Annotated in this window: 14 protein-coding genes; 3 read left to right on the top strand and 11 right to left on the bottom strand. The window is 61.9% G+C overall.

The window, feature by feature from the left end:
* Positions 1-39: 39 nt before the first annotated feature.
* The 6 genes from AB1E33_RS11245 to AB1E33_RS11220 form a co-directional block, all read right to left on the bottom strand.
* Positions 40-1971, bottom strand: a complete 1932-nt coding sequence (locus AB1E33_RS11245; RefSeq protein WP_372577371.1) for an acetyl/propionyl/methylcrotonyl-CoA carboxylase subunit alpha — start codon at positions 1969-1971, stop codon at positions 40-42.
* Entirely contained in the window at positions 1964-2395 is a 432-nt protein-coding gene (locus tag AB1E33_RS11240) for an ASCH domain-containing protein (RefSeq protein WP_372577370.1), read from the bottom strand. Before AB1E33_RS11240 ends, AB1E33_RS11245 begins: the two co-directional genes overlap by 8 nt.
* A gap of 133 nt (positions 2396-2528) precedes the next feature.
* Complete coding sequence (locus tag AB1E33_RS11235) at positions 2529-2834, bottom strand: hypothetical protein (protein ID WP_372577369.1); 306 nt, start codon at positions 2832-2834, stop codon at positions 2529-2531.
* A gap of 3 nt (positions 2835-2837) precedes the next feature.
* A complete protein-coding gene (locus AB1E33_RS11230; RefSeq protein WP_372577368.1) occupies positions 2838-4442 on the bottom strand; it encodes a carboxyl transferase domain-containing protein in 1605 nt (534 codons plus the stop codon).
* Positions 4439-4900 (bottom strand): hypothetical protein, encoded by a 462-nt coding sequence (locus AB1E33_RS11225; protein WP_372577367.1) that lies wholly within the window; start codon positions 4898-4900, stop codon positions 4439-4441. The genes AB1E33_RS11230 and AB1E33_RS11225 overlap by 4 nt, the downstream gene beginning before the upstream one ends.
* On the bottom strand, positions 4897-6429 hold the full coding sequence (locus AB1E33_RS11220) for an AMP-binding protein (protein ID WP_372577366.1): 1533 nt from the start codon (positions 6427-6429) through the stop codon (positions 4897-4899). The genes AB1E33_RS11225 and AB1E33_RS11220 overlap by 4 nt, the downstream gene beginning before the upstream one ends.
* Positions 6430-6568: 139 nt before the next feature.
* Between AB1E33_RS11220 and AB1E33_RS11215 the strand changes: the two genes are divergently transcribed.
* Positions 6569-7174 (top strand): OmpW/AlkL family protein, encoded by a 606-nt coding sequence (locus AB1E33_RS11215; RefSeq protein ID WP_372577365.1) that lies wholly within the window; start codon positions 6569-6571, stop codon positions 7172-7174.
* A 30-nt stretch (positions 7175-7204) separates the two neighbouring features.
* Here AB1E33_RS11215 and AB1E33_RS11210 read toward each other — a convergent pair whose 3' ends face one another.
* From AB1E33_RS11210 to AB1E33_RS11190, 5 genes are all read right to left on the bottom strand, one after another.
* The gene (locus AB1E33_RS11210; protein WP_372577364.1) at positions 7205-7714 is read right to left on the bottom strand and encodes a lysozyme inhibitor LprI family protein; all 510 of its coding nucleotides are present in this window, start codon (positions 7712-7714) and stop codon (positions 7205-7207) included.
* A complete protein-coding gene (locus AB1E33_RS11205; protein WP_372577363.1) occupies positions 7714-8874 on the bottom strand; it encodes an acyl-CoA dehydrogenase family protein in 1161 nt (386 codons plus the stop codon). The genes AB1E33_RS11210 and AB1E33_RS11205 overlap by 1 nt, the downstream gene beginning before the upstream one ends.
* A 91-nt stretch (positions 8875-8965) precedes the next feature.
* Positions 8966-9445, bottom strand: a complete 480-nt coding sequence (locus AB1E33_RS11200) for a hypothetical protein (RefSeq protein WP_372577362.1) — start codon at positions 9443-9445, stop codon at positions 8966-8968.
* Between the two features lie 50 nt (positions 9446-9495).
* Complete coding sequence (locus AB1E33_RS11195; RefSeq protein WP_372577361.1) at positions 9496-10689, bottom strand: DegT/DnrJ/EryC1/StrS family aminotransferase; 1194 nt, start codon at positions 10687-10689, stop codon at positions 9496-9498.
* A 31-nt stretch (positions 10690-10720) separates the two neighbouring features.
* Positions 10721-11416 (bottom strand): HAD-IA family hydrolase, encoded by a 696-nt coding sequence (locus tag AB1E33_RS11190; RefSeq protein ID WP_372577360.1) that lies wholly within the window; start codon positions 11414-11416, stop codon positions 10721-10723.
* Positions 11417-11548: 132 nt separating this feature from the next.
* Between AB1E33_RS11190 and glmU the strand changes: the two genes are divergently transcribed.
* Together glmU and glmS are read left to right on the top strand one after the other, a co-directional pair.
* Positions 11549-12901 carry a bifunctional UDP-N-acetylglucosamine diphosphorylase/glucosamine-1-phosphate N-acetyltransferase GlmU gene (glmU, locus tag AB1E33_RS11185; RefSeq protein WP_372577359.1) on the top strand — a complete coding sequence of 451 codons (1353 nt, stop codon included), beginning with the start codon at positions 11549-11551 and terminating at the stop codon, positions 12899-12901.
* A 2-nt stretch (positions 12902-12903) separates the two neighbouring features.
* A complete protein-coding gene (gene glmS, locus AB1E33_RS11180) occupies positions 12904-14727 on the top strand; it encodes a glutamine--fructose-6-phosphate transaminase (isomerizing) (RefSeq protein ID WP_372577358.1) in 1824 nt (607 codons plus the stop codon).
* Positions 14728-14730: the final 3 nt, after the last annotated feature.

Genomic DNA, 14730 nt, shown 5'->3' with positions numbered 1-14730 from the left:
GTCGTCGCAGCCTGCGCCGCGCCCGGTTGGGACGCAACCTCATTCCTCCTGCAAGCGCACCAGCGCGGCGCCGGCCTCGACCTGCGCGCCCTCAGCAGACAGCACCTCGGCCACCACCCCATCGCGCGCGGCCAGCAGCGCATGTTCCATCTTCATCGCTTCCAGCACCGCAAGCCGGTCGCCTTCGCGGACCTGCTGCCCGGGTTCGGCCAAGACCGCCTTGACCAGGCCCGGCATCGGCGCCTCGATCACATTGGTATCGCCGCCGCCCGAGGCATCGCGATCCAGCGGATCAACGATATCAAACGCCAGCCCGTGCCTGTCGAACACGGTCACGGTGGACCCTGACAGCGCGGTGTCCGGCATCGCCTGCCAGCCAATCCGCCAGCGCCCGTCGCGACGTTCGGCCCGAATCTGATCGGGCCCCACCTGCCAGAGCTGGAGATCAGGGCCTTCCACCTGCACGTCCACTACAATGGCCTCACCCTGCCAGCCCAGATGCGCGGCCCTGCGCACAGGCGCCCAAAGGGTGAAGCCGGTGTCGTCACTTGTCTCCACCAGACCAAGCGCCCGCATCGCCGCCGCAACCACATGGCACGGTTCCGGGCCCGGCGCGCAAGCCAGCCGGTCCAGATCGCGCCCGATTAGCCCGGTATCCACGTCACCCGCCGCAAAACCCGCATGCCCGGCCAGCGACCCGAGAAAAGCCAGATTAGTCACCGTGCCGCCCACCTGCGTGTGATGCAGGGCGCGCTCCAGTCGGGCCAGCGCCACCGCGCGGGTTGGTCCATGCACCACGAGTTTCGCGATCATCGGGTCATACCAAGGGCTGATCGTATCCCCGGCACGCACGCCGCTATCAGCCCTGCATCCATCCGGAAATTGCAGATGGGTTAGCGTTCCCGTAGCTGGCAGGAAGCCTTTCGGCACGTCCTCGGCATAGAGCCGCGCCTCGAAGGCGTGGCCGGTGATCGATAGGTCCGCCTGTCTCTTGGGCAGTGCCTCACCCGAGGCCACGCGCAGCTGCCATTCGACCAGGTCAATGCCGGTGATCGCCTCGGTGACGGGGTGTTCGACCTGCAGACGGGTGTTCATCTCCATGAACCAGAACCGGTCCGGGCGCAGCCCGTCCGAGGCGTCAACGATGAACTCAACCGTACCCGCCCCCTTGTAGCCAATTGCCTCGGCCGCGCGCACGCCTGCCTGTCCCATCGCGTCACGCATCGCTTGCGTCATGCCCGGCGCGGGGGCCTCTTCGATCACCTTCTGGTGACGGCGTTGCAGTGAACAATCCCGCTCAAACAGATGCACCGCATGGGTGCCATCGCCAAAGACCTGCACCTCGATATGGCGCGGTTTGGAAACGAATTTCTCGACCAGCACCGCGTCATTGCCGAAGGCTGTGCGTGCCTCACCCCGGGCACTCTCCAGCGCGGCCAGAAAATCTTGCGGCTGTTCGACAAGCCGCATGCCCTTACCACCGCCACCCGCAACCGCCTTGATGAGAACCGGATAGCCGATAGCATCTGCCGCGCCAGAGAGATGTTCGGGGTCCTGGTTGTCACCGTGATAACCCGGCACCACCGGCACGCCCGCCGCCTCCATAAGCACCTTGGCAGCATCCTTAAGCCCCATCTTGCGGATCGCATCCGCTGACGGCCCAATGAAACTTAACCCTGCGGCCTCGACCAGATCAACGAAATCAGGATTTTCGCTAAGGAAACCATAGCCGGGATGGATCGCCTGCGCGCCGCTATCAAGTGCGGCCTCGATGATCACATCGCCCCGCAGATAGCTGTCCCCCGGAGCCGCGCCGCCGATATGCACCGCCTCATCCGCCATCGCCACATGTTTGGCCGCAACATCCGCGTCGGAATAGACCGCGACACAGGCCACGCCCATGCGCTGCGCGGTTTCCATGACGCGACAGGCAATCTCGCCCCGGTTGGCGATCAGGATCTTGCTAAACATCTCCATCCTCTCCGAAATCTTTGACCAGCCGGAACCGCTCGCAGATCAGTTCCATCTCGGCGAACCAGCCGCCATTGCGTTCGAAATAGGCGCGGTGGGCCGCCTGCCAGCCTGCCAAGTCATCGTTTTCGCCCTCGGCCAGTGCGAAATCCGCATCCACATCGCAATACCGGCGCTGCGTGACCTCGACGGTCTCGATCACCAGCGCCGCATTCCCGTCCCAGTCCAGTGCGATGTCCTGACGCCCGACCACCGGCAGCGCGTCGCCCCCCTCACCGTAATCGCGCAAAGCTCCGCAAGTGGCGGTTTTGCGCTCTGATCGCACTAGGGCCAGCAATTCGTCGCACAGCGCCCGACTGTCGCCAAACGTGAAAGGTTCGGCTTCGGGATAGCGTTCTTTCGCAAGGTTGATCGCAAGGCTCATGAAAGGACGCCGCCGGAAGCGCATGGGAGTTGCAAGCGAATTGCGTTGCAGGAGATCAAAGCACTTCGCAAGGCTGGGCTTGCAGCCCCGTACATGACTACGTCGCGTTGGACGACTAGAGTTTTCTCGGACATCAGTTCACCACCTCTTCCTGCACCCACATCTGACAGAGGTCCTTGGGGACCAACTTGCCTTCATTCCATTCAACCAAGATGCTGCCGTAAGAAGCGCAAGGCCGACCTGTCAGGCAATCCCGTGAGGAAACAACTTGCCTGTCGGTCGAATTGCGACCCAGTTCTTTGATCGTTCCAAATACACCTGCGACGTAAATGGTCATGCCGACTACAGGCAAACCCTCAATATGCGTCAACATGAGAGCTAAGCCTGGCTTAGTTGGGAGATGTAGAGCATCCTCAATCAATCCTCGAAACTTGGGCATCAATCACATCCGGAACACGCCGAAACGTGTTTCCTCAATCGGGGCGTTCAGCGCCGCGTTCAGTGACAGGGCCAGCACGTCGCGGGATTTGCGGGGGTCGATGATGCCGTCATCCCAGAGCCGGGCCGAGGCATAAAGCGGGTGGGATTGTTCCTCGAACATCTCGATGGTGGGGCGTTTGAATTCGGCCTCTTCTTCGGCGGACCATGTGCCGCCCTGCCGCTCGATCCCGTCACGCTTGACAGTGGCCAAGACGCCCGCCGCCTGCTCGCCACCCATGACCGAGATGCGGGAATTGGGCCATGTCCACAGGAAGCGCGGCTGATAGGCACGCCCCGCCATGCCATAGTTGCCGGCGCCAAAAGACCCACCGACCAGCATGGTGATCTTGGGCACATTGGTCGAGGCCACCGCGGTCACCATCTTGGCCCCGTGCCGGGCGATGCCTTCGTTTTCGTATTTGCGGCCCACCATGAAGCCGGTGATGTTCTGCAGAAACACCAGCGGGATTTTGCGTTGCGAGCAGAGTTCCACAAAATGCGCGCCCTTCTGGGCGGCCTCGGAAAACAGCACGCCATTGTTGGCGATGATACCCACCGGGCAGCCTTTGACGTGTGCGAACCCGGTTACCAGCGTCTCGCCAAAGCGCGGCTTGAACTCGTCGAAGCGCGAGCCATCGACCAGCCGCGCGATCACCTCGCGGATGTCATAGGGCGTGCGCAGATCGGCAGGCACCACGCCGAGGATCTCGTCGGGGTCATAAGCCGGATCTTCGGGGCTGGCCCAATCCACGGTGAGCGGCTTGCGACGGTTGAGGCTCTGCACCGCGCGGCGCGCCAGCGCCAGCGCATGGGCGTCATCCTCTGCCAGGTAATCCGCCACACCGGACAGGCGGGTATGCACGTCGCCGCCGCCCAGATCTTCGGAACTCACCACCTCGCCTGTCGCGGCTTTCACCAGCGGCGGACCGGCGAGGAAGATCGTGCCCTGTTCCTTCACGATGATCGTGACATCGGACATGGCGGGCACATAAGCCCCGCCCGCCGTACACGACCCCATCACAACGGCGATCTGAGGGATGCCCTTGGCGCTCATCCGCGCCTGATTATAGAAGATGCGGCCAAAGTGATCGCGGTCGGGAAAGACCTCGTCCTGATTGGGCAGGTTGGCGCCACCACTGTCGACCAGATAGATGCAGGGCAGATGGTTTTCCTTGGCTATCTCTTGCGCGCGCAGGTGTTTCTTGACCGACATCGGATAATAGGTGCCGCCCTTCACGGTGGCATCGTTGCAGACAACCATGACCTCTTGCCCCTGAACCCGGCCAATGCCCGCGATGACCCCAGCACTGGGCGCGGCATCGCCATACATCCCATGCGCCGCTGTCGCGCCGATTTCGAGGAAGGGAGAGCCCGGATCGAGCAGGTTCGCCACCCGCCGCCGCGGCAACATCTTGCCCCGGCTTTCATGGCGCGCGCGCGATTTTTCTCCACCACCCATACGGGCAGCTTCAGCAGCTTGCGCGATCTGCGCCAAAGCGTCGAGATGGGCCGCACGGTTGGCCTTGAAGCCCTCGGAGGCGGGCATGGCTTTCGAATTGAGCTTCATGATTTACCCCTTTGCTCTGCGAGCCAATCAGTCAATGTTTGGGCTGCGAGATATCTCTGTATGGCGGTCAGAGCTGTACAATAAACTCGTGACCCTTCATTCTGGCACTGAATTTCTGGGGTCAATTCACTCAAAATTGACAAGCGAAGATCATAAAAACCTTTTTGCACGCCGTCGGCATCTATGGTGTCTGGAAAGTCGACTATTATGCGATCCGCCCGATCCTCAAAACCCGTTGCAAGCCTAAGAAAACATGTCTGATTTTCCTGAGAGAACTCGCAATATGATAAGATGACATCTAGGCATCGCTCCCTTTCGTTCACCCAGTCCAATTGGTTCTTCGAGCTCTTCATACACCTATCCACCCAGTCCACCGGATTGGGATCGTCTGCAGAGGCAAAAGTCATCATGGCAAAACTCGCCGAAAACAGCGTTACAAAAAACAATGGGGTCTTCATGTCTGCACCTCCGTTTCTTTTGTTGCGAGCTGCTTCAATTCCTTCCGAATAACCTTCCCGGTCACCGTCATCGGCAGTTCCTCCAGAAACGCCACCTCGCGCGGGTAGGAATATTGCGCCAGACGGGCTTTGACCCACTCCTGCAACTCCGCACCCGTGACCTCGGTACCGGGTTTCAGCACCACATAAGCTTTGACGATCTCGGTACGCAGCGGGTCGGGTTTACCGACAACGCCCACGGTCGCCACGGCCGGGTGGGTTAGCAGGCAATCCTCGATCTCGGACGGGCCGATGCGGTAGCCCGACGAGGTGATCACGTCATCCTCGCGGCCCAAGAAGCGCAGATACTCGTCCTCCCACATGCCGCGATCTCCGGTGATCAGCCAGTCGCCGCGGAATTTCTCGGCCGTCGCTTGCGGGTTGTTCCAGTATTCCAGCAGCATCGAGGCCGAGCCGCGCCGGATGGCCACGTCGCCCTCCTCCCCGGTTGGCTGGCCCTTGGCGTCGAGCACGGCGACTTCATGCCCCGGCACCGGCTGCCCGATGCAGCCGGGGCGCGCGGGGAAATCCTCGGCGCAAGAAGAGACAACCATGTTGCACTCGGTCTGGCCGTAGAACTCGTTGATCGTCAGGCCGAACGCCTTTTGCCCCCAAGTCAGCATCTCACCCCCCAGTGGCTCGCCGCCCGAGGCGACCGAGCGCAGGTCGGGGATGTTCTGATCCGCCGCTTTCAACATCCGCAGCGCTGTGGGCGGGAAGAACACGTTGCGCACGCCACCGCGCGCGATCACATCGGCGCAGGCCTGCGGGCTGAACTTTTCCAGCCGTGCGGCCACCACCGGGATGCCCAGCGCCAGACCCGGCATCAGCACATCAAAGAGCCCGCCGATCCAGGCCCAGTCGGCCGGGGTCCAGAGGCAATCACCCGCGCGCAGATGGTTATGGCTGATCGACACACCCGGCAGGTGGCCGGTCAGCACCCGGTGCCCGTGCAGCGCGCCTTTGGGTTTGCCCGTGGTGCCCGAGGTATAGATCAGCACCGCCGGGTCGTCGGGACCGGTTTCAGCCCGCGTCACGGCAAGGCCATCCTGCCCGATCTCCGACGCAATCAGAGGCGTGGACAGATCACCGAGCAGATCAGCGCCTTCATCATCGGTCAGCACCAACTCCAGCCCGGCATCCTCGATCCGGCTGCGCAGCGCGTCGCGCTGGAAGAGCTTGAACAGCGGTACCGAGACCGCGCCCAGCGCCCAGATCGCCAGATGCGCCGCAGCACACCAGGGCGACTGGCCCAGCAACACGCCGACGCGATCTCCACGCTGGACACGGGCCGCGAGGGCTCGCGAGATGCCATCCGCCATCAAGGCAAGTTCGCCGTAAGAGGTATCGCGCCGCTGCGTCCCTGTCAGGTCGATGATCGCCACCCGGTTTGCTGGCCGCGCAAGGCATTGATCCGCCATGTTCAGGTGGTCGGGAAGCTCCCAGCCTCCACCCGGGCGCAACCCCGGTATGCGCCTAGAGAAACCCATCGCATTGCCCTGCTTTTATTGATGTTTTGCCGCGACTGCGCGTCGGGCAAGCCGCGTTTTCTTGATCCAGATCAGGGCGTTTCTGCGGCGCGGCAGGAACAACACAGTCATCACCCAAATCAACGACAAGAGACGACACATGAAACTGAGAACCGCCGTTTTGACCTCCGCTGTCGCCATGGCAGCCATTGCCGGCCCCGCCCTTGCGCAATCGCAAGGTGACTGGACCGTTGGTGTTGGTGTTGGCTACCTTGATCCCAAATCCGACAACGGCACCGTTGCCGGGACCGAACTGAATGTCGGCAGCGACACCCGCCCGATCTTCACCGCGGAATATTTCATCCGCGACAATCTGGGTATCGAATTGCTGGCTGCGACCCCGTTTGACCACGACCTGTCGCTGTCGGGCGTCGGCAAGATCGGCAGCACCAAGCAATTGCCGCCCACCCTGTCGCTGAACTACCACTTCCCGACCCAAAGCAAGTTCACCCCGTATGTGGGTGCGGGCCTGAACTACACCATCTTCTTTGACGAGAAATCGTCGCTGGGCGATCTGGAGATCGACAATTCCTGGGGCATCTCGCTGCAGGCCGGTGTGGATTATCAGATCACCGATGCGGGCGCGATGCGCCTGAACGTTCGCTGGTTCGACATCGATTCCGACGTCAAGCTGGATGGCAACAAGATCGGCGAGGCCGAGATCGACCCTTGGTTGGTTGGCCTGTCCTACGTGCACCGGTTCTGAGCCATTGATCCTAGCGGGCGTGGTCATGGGTCATTCACCCAGCCACGCCCGTTCAAGATAGATCGCCTGATCGGCGGTGAGCCGCAGCAGGCAGTTCAGCCCGGCCGGACCGGTACCGCTGCCACCACCCCATTGCGATATCTCGAAATCACAGGTGGTGTCGCGATAGGCGATCCATTTGCGCTGCATTTCGCGCAGCGCCGGGGTGACCCTCGGCCCGCTGGTGCCCCATTTTTCCGCCTCTTCATCCGAGGCCTGCGCCTTGGCCAGCAAGGTGCCATAAGCCGCATTCAGCCAGCCATCCCACTGCTTGACCTCCTGATCGAGGCAAGAGCTCATGCCCACCGTGGTCTCGCCATAGGGATCGTTCTCCATGCAGGCCTCAGCCGCTTTGCCCGCGCAGGCCCGACGCGCCGCCGGATCGGAGGTGGCCGCCAGGCAGGATTGCGTCGCCGCGATCGAGAAATTCAAATCCTGCGCCTGCGTCGCCGGTGCGGCCCAAAGCAGGGCGACTGCCGCAGCACCCAAAGCCCGGTGCATCACATCGCCCCCATCAGTTCACGACCGATCAGCATCCGGCGGATCTCGGACGTGCCCGCGCCGATCTCCATCAGCTTGGCATCGCGGAAAATGCGGCTGACCGGCGCGTCCGCCAGGAAACCCGCGCCGCCCAGCGCCTGCACCGCCTGATGGGCCTGGGACATGGCTTGCTCGCTGGCATAGAGACAGCAGGCGGCGGCGTCCTGCCGGGTCACATCCCCGCGGTCACACGCCTTAGCGACCTCGTAGACATAGGCGCGCGCGGAGTTCATTGCGGTATACATGTCGGCGATCTTGCCCTGCATCAGCTGGAAATTCCCAATCGGCTGGCCGAACTGCTTGCGCTCGACCATGTAGGGCATGACCTCATCCATGCAGCTTGCGATGATACCCGGCCCGATGGCGGCCAGCACGACGCGTTCATAATCAAGGCCCGACATCAGCACCTGCACGCCCTTGCCTTCCTCGCCCAGCACATTCTCGAACGGCACTTCGACATCCTCGAAGATCAGCTCAGCCGTATTCGAGCCACGCATCCCCAGCTTGTCGAAATGCGGTGAGGTCGAAAAGCCCGTCATCTCTTTCTCGATCAGAAAGGCGGTGATACCTTTTGGTCCAGCCTCGGGGTCGGTCTTGGCGTAGACCACCAGCGTGTCCGCGTCCGGCCCGTTGGTGATCCAGTATTTGTTGCCGTTCAGCCGGTAGTGGTCGTTGCGTTTCTCGGCGCGCAGTTTCATCGACACCACGTCTGACCCCGCCCCCGCCTCGGACATGGCCAGTGCACCCACTTTGTCGCCCGAAAGCAGGCCCGACAGGTATTTGCTTTTCTGCGCTTTGGAGCCGTTCAGATTGATCTGGTTCACGCAGAGGTTCGAATGCGCACCATATGACAGCGAGACCGAAGCGCTGGCGCGCGCGATTTCCTCAACCGCGACCGCATGGGCAAGGTAGCCCATCCCCGCGCCGCCATATTCTTCGGAAACCGTGATGCCCAAGAGGCCCAGCTCACCCATTTCGCGCCAGAGTTCGTTTGGGAAGCTGTTGGAGGCGTCGATCTCCGTCGCCATGGGACGAACCCGCTCCTGCGCCCAGCGATGGACCATCTCGCGCAGGGCGTTCACGTCCTCACCCAGATCGAATTTCATGGTCGCGTTGAACATCGCTGGCCTCCCTTTTCGATTATTGAACGGGTGTTCATATAACATCCACAACTGCGCCCGTCAAAGAAGAACTGAACAGGCGTTCAGGGCATCATGACAGTTTAGATTTGATCTTCTTCCAGAGCACCGGCCAAGCGGCGAGCAGCATCACAAATCCAGCCGTCCCGACATTCACCGGTGGTGGTGGCGGCAATTGCCCCGGCACATTGACTTTCACCTGCGCGTAATGCTGTTGCATCTCTTTCACGGCGGCACGGCCAAGGCGCTGCACATTGGTATGCAATTCCTGACGCTGCTTCAGGCGCTTCTCACGCTCAACCTTCAGGGCCTCGATCTTGTTGTCGATCTGCAGGATACCGGCATCGAGCTTTTCGATGGCATCCTCGCCCTTCTTTGCGTTCTTGATCGCGGTGATCACTTTGGTTTCCGCTTGTTTCACCAAAGTCATCGCCAGTTTGCGCTTCTTCACCTCTTCGGCAAATTTCTTCTTTTCATCGGCCTTCGCGGTCGTGACCTTGATCTTTTCCTTTTTGTGATCAACGGATTTCCCACCGCGCTGTGGTTTTGCCATGTCAAAAGCTCCCTCAAATATGGGCAGCCTAACATGTTCGTGGACCGGCGCTAGGTCGCGTTATGGGCGCGTGTCACTTCCGAGCGGATGATACTTGCGATCAGGGCGCAATCCTCGGTACTGAAGGTCAGCGGCACGCGCATGTCGACTATGCCCGCCAGGACGCGGTCGGTGGCTGGCATCGCCTCGGACGGTGCATATCGCCAACTGTCATAGCGCGAAGTAAAGGCCACCGGTTCCGGCGCGCCGAACCATTTCAACTCCACGCCACGCGCGGCACAGCGGTCGATCACATCACAGAGCGCCCTGTCCTGCCAGTCGAGTAACAGGAACTGAATCGACGAGCCGACATAACTCTCTTCCTCTGGCCGTTCGATCACGATCAGGCCGGGAGTGTCGCGCAGCCCCTCTTCCAGAACGCGGTAGCGGTCATTCCAGCGCGCTACTTGCGCGTCCAGATCGCGCAGTTGCGGGCGCAGAATCGCGGCGCGCAGATTGTCCATCCGGCCCGAGATATTTGGGGTCTGATACTTGACCCGCTCGAACACCTTTGGCGACGGGGCCGCCTTGTGACGACCATAGAGCATGTAGGACCCCGACAGCATCACAGCCCGCGCCGCAAGCTCTTCGTCATCGGTGACCAGCAAGCCGCCTTCGCCGGAATTCACATGCTTATAGGTCTGGCAGGAATAGCAGCCCATCGCCCCGTGTCGCCCCGAGGACACATCGCGCCAACTTGCGCCCATCGTATGGGCGCAATCCTCGATCACCGTGACCTGCGCCGCATCGCACATCGCCATCAGCCGATCCATATCACAGATATGCCCGCGCATATGGCTGAGCAGCAGCACCTTGGCGCGGTCCAGCTTGGCCGCGAGATCGTCCAGATCGATGGTCAGATCCTCGGTGACGCCGACAAATTCCGGGATCGCCCCTACCGAGGCGATCGCCCCGGGCACCGGCGCCAGCGTGAAGGCATTGGACAGCACCCGGTCACCGGGTTTGACACCTAAAGCCCTCAGTGCCGTCGCCATCGCATAGCCGCCCGAGGCCACGGCAAGGCAGTAGCGCGCACCGGTCAAAGCGGCGAATTCCTGTTCCAGCAACGCGGTCTCACCCGCTTCGCCCTCGGCCACGTTATAGCGGTGCAGCCGCCCGTGTTGCAGCACGTCAAGCGCCGCCGCGATGGCGTCGTCGGGAATCGGTTCCTGCTGGGTGAAACTGCCGGTGAATCTCTCTGCCATGTGGCGTTTGTGAAGCGCGCGCCGGACCCGGTCAAGCCCGCGCGGCCTTAGCAGGGGCATCCGGATGGCCGATCAGCTCTGGCACCAGATCCGGCAGATGCGCAAAATCATGCAATAGCGCCTCGGGTTCCAGCGCCGCCATGTCTTCGCCCGACGGCCCGAATGTCACCAGTACCGATGGCACTCCGGCTGCGCGCGCGGTGTCCCGGTCGGTATCGGAATCACCGACAAGCAGGCACAGATCTGGATGCCCGCCCGCGCGCTTTGCTGTTTCACGCAAGGGCGCGGGGTCGGGTTTGCGCACCGGCAGCGTGTCGGCCCCCACCAGTGCGGCAAAGGCGTCACGTATGCCAAGCCGCTGCAACAGCAGATCGGCGTGCCCCTCTGGCTTGTTGGTACAGATACCGACCCCGTATCCGGCTGATTTCAACTGCTCGACCGCCTCCATCGCCGAGGGGTAGAGGAAGGTGTGCACATCGATCTTCTCGGCATAGGCATCCAGCAGCACCGGATAATAGTTGTCGACAGTATCCGCATCGAACTGACCGACCCGGTGCAACCCGTGCGTCAGCATCATCCGCCCGCCGCGCAGGGCAACGCCCGCATCCGCGCCATGTTGAAGCACATCGCCATGGCCCATCATCCTGAAACAGGCATTTGCCGCCTCCAACAAGTCACCGGATGTATCGGCCAGCGTGCCATCCAGATCGAAAATAACCGTTCGCATCCTGCCTCCTGTCGGCGCGCATCCGCCGCGTTCTGTTGCATCCCGCAATCTCATTTGATCGCACCAGTGCTTGCGCCCCTGCCCCCAGCGGATAAAACGGGCACAAGGAAAATACAAAGAGAAACCATTTTCATGAGCATCGCCCTCGTCATCCTTGCCGCAGGCAAAGGCACACGGATGAACTCGGATCTACCCAAGGTACTGCATCCGATCGCGCAAGCTCCGATGCTTGTTCACGCCATGCGCGCGGGCCGGGCCTTGTCGCCCGAACGCACCGTCATCGTCGCTGGCCATGGGGCCGAGGCCGTCACCAAAGCCGCGCTGGCCGAGGATGAGACCGCGCAGGTCGTGCTGCAGGAGGAACAACTTGGCACCGCCCATGCGGTCGACCAGGCCCGCGCGGCGCTGGACGGGTTCGAGGGCGATGTGGTGGTGCTTTATGGCGATACGCCCTTCCTCAGGCCCGAGACGCTGGAACGCATGATCGCGGCGCGCGCCGGGAACGATCTGGTCATCCTCGGGTTCGATGCCGCCGATCCTGCACGCTACGGACGGTTGGAGATGAGTGGCGACAAGCTGGAGCGCATTGTCGAATTCAAGGATGCAAGCGAAGAGCAACGCCGGATCAGCTTCTGCAATTCCGGCTTGATGGCCTGCAATGCGGCGGTGCTCTTTGATCTGATTGCGGCGGTCGGCAATGACAACGCCTCGGGTGAGTATTACCTGACCGATGTGGTCGAACTGGCCCGTGCCCGCGATCTGAACGTCACTGCAGTGGCCTGCCCCGAGGCCGAGACGCTGGGCGTGAACTCGCGCGCCGATCTGGCGCAGGCGGACGCCGTGTTCCAGACTAACGCGCGCAATGCCCTGCTGGATCTGGGCGTGACCCTGATGGCCCCCGAAACCGTCTACCTCGCCGCCGACACCGTGATCGGGCGCGATACGGTGATCGAACCCAACGTGGTCTTCGGCCCGGGCGTCACGGTGGAAAGCGGCACGCAGATCCGTGCCTTTTCGCATCTGGAGGGCTGCCATGTCAGCCGGGGAGCCGTGGTCGGTCCTTACGCGCGCCTGCGACCGGGCACCGAACTGGCCGAAGACACGAAGGTCGGCAATTTCGTCGAAATCAAGAATGCCGAGATCGCTGAAGGCGCCAAGGTCAACCATCTGAGCTATGTTGGCGATGCCAGCATCGGCGCCAGGTCCAATATCGGCGCGGGCACCATCACATGCAATTACGATGGCTTTATGAAACACCGGACCGAGATTGGTACGGGCGTCTTCATCGGCTCGAACACGATGTTGGTGGCGCCTGTTACCGTGGGCGACGGCGCGATGACAGCAACCGGCACGGTAGTGACCCGCAATGTTGACCCGGACGCGCTGGCAGTGGCCCGCGCCAAACAGGAAAACAAGCCGGGCTACGCGAAAAAACTCTTCTCCATATTACGGAAGAAGAAAGAAAACCTGTCGAAAGGTCAGTAGAGATGTGTGGAATTGTAGGTGTTCTTGGCGATCACGAGGCCGCCCCCATCCTGGTCGAGGCGCTGAAACGTCTGGAATATCGCGGCTATGACAGCGCCGGAATCGCCACCGTCAACAAAGGCGCGCTGGATCGGCGGCGGGCGGTGGGCAAGCTGGTCAATCTCAGCGATCTGCTGGTGCATGAACCCCTGCCCGGCAAATCCGGCATCGGCCATACGCGCTGGGCCACCCATGGCGCGCCCTCGGTCAGCAATGCCCACCCGCACCGCGCCGGATCAGTGGCCGTGGTGCATAACGGCATTGTCGAGAATTACCGCGAATTGCGGGTGGAACTGGCCGAGCATGGGATCGAATTCCAGACCGAAACCGACACAGAAACTGTCGCCCTGCTGACCGAGCATTTCCTGCGCTCGGGCCTTGATCCGGTCACCGCCGCCTACCGCGCCATCGACCGGCTGGAAGGGGCGTTTGCGCTGGCCTTTCTCTTTGACGGCGAAGAAGATCTGATCGTAGCGGCGCGCAAGGGTTCACCGCTGGCCATCGGCCATGGCGACGGCGAGATGTTCGTGGGTTCGGACGCCATCGCACTGGCGCCGCTGACTGACAGGATCACATATCTGGAGGAAGGCGACCGTGCTGTCCTGACTCGCACAACGCTGGAAATCCGCGATGCGCAGGGTGAACTCGCCAATCGCGAGATGCGCACCATAGCCGCCGACCGCGCCCGCGCCGACAAGGCCGGGCACAAGCATTTCATGGCCAAGGAAATCGCCGAGCAACCCACCGTAATTGCCGAAGCCATCCGCGCCTATCTGCCCTCTGGCTCTGACGTCGTGCGCTTGCCCGGCGAGGGGATTGATTTCTCACAGGTCGACCGGTTGACCATGGTGGCCTGCGGCACCGCCTATTTCGCATGTCTGACCGCGAAGTACTGGTTCGAGCAACTGGCGCGCATCCCGGTCGAGGTCGATATCGCCTCGGAATTCCGCTATCGCGAACCACCGATCCCCGAGCGCACCGTGGCGCTGTTTGTCAGCCAGTCGGGAGAAACCGCCGACACGCTTGCCGCGCTGCGCTACTGCGAGGGAAAGGCCGACAAGATTGTTTCGGTGGTCAATGTTCCCGAAAGCTCGATCGCGCGGGAAAGCCAGTTGGCACTCCAGATCCACGCAGGTGTCGAGATCGGCGTCGCCTCGACCAAGGCATTCACCTGCCAGCTCAGCGTGCTGCTGATGTTGGTGCTGAAAGCGGCACGGGACCGCGGCACGCTGACGCAAGAGCAGATCGCCGATCACGTGTCGGCACTGCGCGGGCTGCCCGCGCTGCTCAATAGCGCGCTGGATCAAGAGGACGCCATCCGCGCCGCCGCGCAGAAGCTGAGCGAGGCGCGAGACGTGCTGTTCCTGGGGCGCGGCGTGATGTACCCGCTTGCCCATGAAGGCGCATTAAAACTGAAAGAAATAAGCTATATACACGCCGAAGCTTATGCTTCTGGAGAGTTGAAGCACGGCCCCATCGCGCTGATCGACAAGCATATGCCGGTGGTCGTGATGGCGCCGCGGGACCCGCTTTTCGACAAGAGTATCTCGAACATGCAGGAGGTGATGGCACGCAAGGGCAAGGTGCTGCTGATCTCGGATGATGACGGCATTGCCGAGGCGCAAGACGGTGTCTGGTCCACAGTGCGGATGCCCCATGCCCATCCCAGCCTGACGCCGATCCTCTATGCAGTGCCCGCACAGTTGCTGGCCTATCACACCGCCGTCGCCAAGGGCACGGATGTGGACCAGCCGCGTAATCTGGCAAAATCGGTGACAGTGGAGTAACCC

Origin of the sequence: Ruegeria hyattellae (genome assembly GCF_041537925.1) — a bacterium.
Classification (GTDB): domain Bacteria; phylum Pseudomonadota; class Alphaproteobacteria; order Rhodobacterales; family Rhodobacteraceae; genus Ruegeria_C.
The sequence above is the reverse complement of the archived record's forward strand: the minus strand, read 5'-3'. Positions and strand labels throughout refer to the sequence as shown.

Excerpts from the sequence above, each read along its gene's own strand:
- glmU (WP_372577359.1), top strand. The coding sequence starts at position 11,549 with ATGAGCATCGCCCTCGTCATCCTTGCCGCAGGCAAAGGCACACGGATG.
- AB1E33_RS11220 (WP_372577366.1), bottom strand. The coding sequence starts at position 6,429 with ATGGGTTTCTCTAGGCGCATACCGGGGTTGCGCCCGGGTGGAGGCTGG.
- AB1E33_RS11245 (WP_372577371.1), bottom strand. The coding sequence starts at position 1,971 with ATGTTTAGCAAGATCCTGATCGCCAACCGGGGCGAGATTGCCTGTCGC.
- AB1E33_RS11235 (WP_372577369.1), bottom strand. The coding sequence starts at position 2,834 with ATGCCCAAGTTTCGAGGATTGATTGAGGATGCTCTACATCTCCCAACT.
- AB1E33_RS11225 (WP_372577367.1), bottom strand. The coding sequence starts at position 4,900 with ATGAAGACCCCATTGTTTTTTGTAACGCTGTTTTCGGCGAGTTTTGCC.
- AB1E33_RS11205 (WP_372577363.1), bottom strand. The coding sequence starts at position 8,874 with ATGTTCAACGCGACCATGAAATTCGATCTGGGTGAGGACGTGAACGCC.
- AB1E33_RS11195 (WP_372577361.1), bottom strand. The coding sequence starts at position 10,689 with ATGGCAGAGAGATTCACCGGCAGTTTCACCCAGCAGGAACCGATTCCC.
- AB1E33_RS11240 (WP_372577370.1), bottom strand. The coding sequence starts at position 2,395 with ATGAGCCTTGCGATCAACCTTGCGAAAGAACGCTATCCCGAAGCCGAA.
- AB1E33_RS11210 (WP_372577364.1), bottom strand. The coding sequence starts at position 7,714 with ATGCACCGGGCTTTGGGTGCTGCGGCAGTCGCCCTGCTTTGGGCCGCA.
- glmS (WP_372577358.1), top strand. The coding sequence starts at position 12,904 with ATGTGTGGAATTGTAGGTGTTCTTGGCGATCACGAGGCCGCCCCCATC.
- AB1E33_RS11215 (WP_372577365.1), top strand. The coding sequence starts at position 6,569 with ATGAAACTGAGAACCGCCGTTTTGACCTCCGCTGTCGCCATGGCAGCC.
- AB1E33_RS11190 (WP_372577360.1), bottom strand. The coding sequence starts at position 11,416 with ATGCGAACGGTTATTTTCGATCTGGATGGCACGCTGGCCGATACATCC.
- AB1E33_RS11200 (WP_372577362.1), bottom strand. The coding sequence starts at position 9,445 with ATGGCAAAACCACAGCGCGGTGGGAAATCCGTTGATCACAAAAAGGAA.
- AB1E33_RS11230 (WP_372577368.1), bottom strand. The coding sequence starts at position 4,442 with ATGAAGCTCAATTCGAAAGCCATGCCCGCCTCCGAGGGCTTCAAGGCC.